The sequence below is a fragment of the Protofrankia sp. CiP1_Cm_nod4 genome (genome assembly GCF_982290645.1).
The window spans coordinates 1-3,389 of the sequence record NZ_CEVIVC010000255.1 but is presented as its reverse complement, the minus strand read 5'-3'; the positions used below and the strand labels follow the sequence as shown (position 1 = coordinate 3,389).

The 3,389-nt window shown below is 70.6% G+C and carries 3 protein-coding genes and 2 pseudogenes; 3 read left to right on the top strand and 2 right to left on the bottom strand.

What is annotated here, in order from left to right; translation table 11 throughout:
* Positions 1-189: 189 nt before the first annotated feature.
* The gene (locus tag AC5LSR_RS23800) at positions 190-621 is read right to left on the bottom strand and encodes a transposase (RefSeq protein ID WP_493469063.1); all 432 of its coding nucleotides are present in this window, start codon (positions 619-621) and stop codon (positions 190-192) included.
* Positions 622-691: 70 nt separating this feature from the next.
* Positions 692-871: pseudogene (locus tag AC5LSR_RS23795) on the bottom strand (transposase); the annotation flags it as partial.
* Between the two features lie 283 nt (positions 872-1,154).
* Here AC5LSR_RS23795 and AC5LSR_RS23790 point away from each other — a divergent pair.
* From AC5LSR_RS23790 to AC5LSR_RS23780, 3 genes and pseudogenes are all read left to right on the top strand, one after another.
* Positions 1,155-1,493, top strand: a complete 339-nt coding sequence (locus tag AC5LSR_RS23790) for a hypothetical protein (RefSeq protein ID WP_493469062.1) — start codon at positions 1,155-1,157, stop codon at positions 1,491-1,493.
* Positions 1,494-1,631, top strand: a pseudogene (locus tag AC5LSR_RS23785) (RHS repeat-associated core domain-containing protein); the annotation flags it as partial.
* A gap of 942 nt (positions 1,632-2,573) precedes the next feature.
* Positions 2,574-3,320, top strand: a complete 747-nt coding sequence (locus AC5LSR_RS23780) for a Fic family protein (protein WP_493469064.1) — start codon at positions 2,574-2,576, stop codon at positions 3,318-3,320.
* Positions 3,321-3,389 lie beyond the last annotated feature (69 nt).

Here is a 3,389-nt window from a genome sequence, read left to right as displayed (position 1 = left end):
CCAAGGAATTTCGCCTGATAGGGATTGAACCGCCCCGGGTTGGGGGAAATGATTTTTGTCGGGGGTTACGGGGCTCTCCGCACTGGGCTGGAATGTGTAGTCGCCTGATCACACTGTCAAGGTGTAGTTCGTGGCGGGATGTATCCAGGTAGGGCGGGTGGAGCGGGAGGCGACGTAGCGGGCGCGGCGTTACTGGTTGGCGACGTTGGTGAGGCCGAAGGCGGTCCGGTAGACGAGTTTGATCAGCCTGTTGACTCCTTCGGCGGCGGCGTTGGACAGGCCGTGCAGGACGGCGTCTGTGATCTCGACGCGCCAGTCCGAGACCGTTTCGGCGAGGGTGACGATCTCGGGGACGGTCGCGCCGATGGTGGCGCAGTACTCGAAGAACCTGGTCAGGGCCCTGTCGATGTCGGTGCGGGTGGCCGCGCGGCCGGTGCGGGCCGGGGAGAGCGCGAGCAGGCCGAGCAGGTGGTTCTTCGCGCGCCAGGCGGCGCCGAGCGCGAAGCCCTCCTGGCCGCCGAGGTCGGCCAGCGTCGTCAGGATTCTGTCGCGACCTGTCTTCGAGAGCGTGCCGGGGCCGCGGAGCAGCAGGGTGGATCGTGTACTCGGGGTCGGTGGCACGGCCGCGGCAGCCGCGCAGCTGGTAGGTGGTCCGGCGGCGGACGTCGCCGACGGCCGTGTTCGCGAGCTGCGCGACGTGGAACGGGTCGACGGCGATCATCGCGTGCGGGAGTGCGTCGTGGGCGGCCGACCGGTAGACGGTGGACATGTCGATCGTCACCGCCCGGATGCCGGCGCGCCAGGCGGCGGGCTGGGCGCCGATCCAGCCGGCCGTGGCCGCCGCGGTCCTGCCCTCGACCGCCCCGAGCAGGCCGTGGCCGCCGGCGGAGTCGAACAGCCCGGTCTGCCAGCGGTCGGCGTCCGCGACCCAGCCGCCGGTGGCCGGGTCCCGGTGTGGTAGCGGGGGCGGCCCCGGCGGTGGTCGTCGATCCCGAGCACCCCGACGGCGGGCAGTGGCCCGGACACCGACCGCGCCGGCCGCCCTCCGCCGGGCCCGCGGCCTTCCCCGCCCGCCTCGCCGCCGGTACCCGCCTGTTCACCGGCGGCGTTCTCCTCGTCCCCGCCCCGGCTCACCGGCCCCGGGCGCCGGGGCGGTGACCACGATCCCCTCCGCCTCGGCCACCGCGACGAAGCCCCGGTGCGCGGTATGCCAACCGCCCCCGGCCGCCCGCGCGACCAGCCTGGCGGTGCGTGCGGGTACGGCGTTGTCGTATGCCGGGAGCGGGAAGGAGCCGGTCGGGGATGGGGTGTCGACGTATGCGCGGGACCCGGACGGGGATCTGATCGGTCTGGGTACCCCGGGTGGGGCGTGGGTGCCGCTGGCCGATATCCACGGGGATGTGGTGGCCGCGTTCCCGACGGGTGGGTCGGGGCTGGCAGATCAGAAGGTGTTCGATCCGTTCGGGGTGCCGACGACGGCGGGTAGCGCGTAGGTGCGGGTGGGTTTCCAGGGTTCGTGGACGGATCCGGCGACCGCGAAGGTCTCCGCGCAGGCCCGCTGGTACACCCCGGCCACCGGCGGGTTCATTTCCCGGGACGGTATTGATCTGCCGCTGACCGGGTCGGCCGGCGTCAACCGGTATGTCTATGCCAACGCCAACCCGCTGACCTACAGCGATCCCAACGGGCATCTTTTTAGCGTTGCGGATCGGGTTGCGGACCGAATCGGGCATCTTCCCACGTTGATCGCATTGAAAATCGGCGAAGAGGTTGTTGACGTCGCGGGTAAGGCCGGGGGTGTTGCTTCGGCGGGTCGTGTTCTGGCGCGGGCTCCTTCCGCTGCGGTTCTTGGGACTGTGGCTGTGGGTTTGCTGTTTTTGCTGTCGGGGGATTCGGGGCCGAGATCCGCGCCGAGGCCGGCGCCTGGTGAGACGCGAAGGTGGATTCCTCAGCCGGTCTGGGTGGAAGACGAGCCGACGTCGCCGGCAGGTGGGTCTGGGCCCGCGTCCGGTCCGCCGCCGTCGATCACGTTGAAGTCGGGTGCCAGCGGGGGCGTGCGGAGTGTGCGTGCGACCGGTGCGGGTGGTGTGACGAGGAAGACGGATACACCGGTGTCGAGGGCCCGGCCGGTGATTCGCCCGATGGCCCCGCCGCCGCTGCCGCCGCTGTCACCAGTGTCGCCGGTGTGGTCGTCGGCGCCGGATATCGAGGCCCAGCCGGGCTGGTCGCCGGAGGGTGATCCGTTCCTGTTGCCGGAGTGCGTACCCGGTACCTGTGCGGATGATGGACTGTCACCGGCGGATGGCGCGCCTGGACAAGGAACGGACGGGAACTGCGCGTCGCCGGCCGGCCCCGCCCCACTCGCGACCACCTGCCAGCCCGTCCGCCCCGACGGTGACGAGGAGGCCACCGGCCCGGACCCCGCCACGGGCGGCACCAGCGGCCCACCCGGCGGTAGAAACCGTCCCCCCGCCCCACCCGGCTACCCAGACGATGGTAGCCCTAGGCGCTATAGTGATCTCGTAGCTGCTCTGCGGGCGGCAGTCCAAAATCGTTATCGTGCAATTACGGATATGAACCTGTCCGGGAACGCTCCGAGGATCGCCGGCCGCTGGCGTGCGGAGCAGGTGTGGATCGGCGGGGATTCCTACGGCCCGCACGGCGCCGCCTTCGTTCCGCCGCACCACCACCACATCCCCACGCTGATGGACGACCTGGTGCGGTTCATCGGCAGGACCGATCTGACGTCGCTGAGTCAGGCCGCGATCGCGCACGCCCAGTTCGAGACGATCCACCCGTTCCCCGACGGGAACGGACGTACCGGCCGGGCGTTGATACACGCGATGCTGCGCGGTCACGGGCTGGCCCGTAACGTCACCGTCCCGGTCTCCGCCGGGCTGCTCACCGAGACCGGGGCCTATTTCGACGCCCTGACCGCCTATCGCGAGGGAGATCTGTCGGCAATCGTGGAACGGATGGCGCACGCCTCCTTCGCGGCCGTCACGAACGGGCGTCAGCTTGCCGCCGAACTGCGCGGTCTTCGTGCGAGCTGGGAGGAGACGCTTCGGGTCCGGCGGGACTCCGGCGCCCGGCGGCTTGCCGATGTGCTTCTGCGGCAGCCGGTCGTCGACGCGGGCACGGTGGCCGCCGAACTCGGCGTCACACCGCAGAACGCGCGGCGCGCCATCGCGCCGCTCGTCGAAGCGGGCATTCTTACCGAATTCACCGGATTCACCCGCAACAGAATGTGGCAGGCCACCGCCGTACTCGCCGCCCTCGACGCGTTCGCGGCGCGCGCCGGCCGGCGGGGAGGCGTGTGATCAGCAATACGATCGTGGAAGCGGATGACAGATCGAAGGAAATCATGGACACGGTTCAGAGCGGCCAGG